The 283-nt window shown below is 67.5% G+C and carries 1 protein-coding gene; it reads right to left on the reverse strand.

Annotated features, from left to right (window positions below):
• Positions 1-217 (reverse strand): phage holin family protein (locus tag JYA52_RS00080; RefSeq protein WP_205651145.1); only part of this gene is annotated, 217 nt, incomplete at its 3' end.
• Between the last annotated feature and the right edge of the window lie 66 nt (positions 218-283).

The raw sequence follows: 283 nt of genomic DNA on the forward strand, positions 1-283 counted from the left end.
GGACGAAGTGGCCGGCGACGCCGGCGCCGGCGAGCATGCCGCCGCCCTTTCCGGCCCTCGTGGCTGACTGTTTCGCTTCTGCCTTGGCCAGTTCCACTTCCTGACGCATCAGGGTGGAGAGGTCCCGGGTGACATCACCCAAGAGATCCCCGAGGGACGTGGTGTCCGCTTTGGCGTGCGCGGCGGTGGGAGGTGTCTCCGGTATCTGGCTGCTCACAGGTGGCGTCCTTCACCTTCGGCGAAGGGGTCATCCACGTCACGCTGCGGAACCCCCGCGGTGGAA

The organism is Arthrobacter pascens, from assembly GCF_017052465.1.
Classification (GTDB): Bacteria; Actinomycetota; Actinomycetes; order Actinomycetales; family Micrococcaceae; genus Arthrobacter; species Arthrobacter pascens.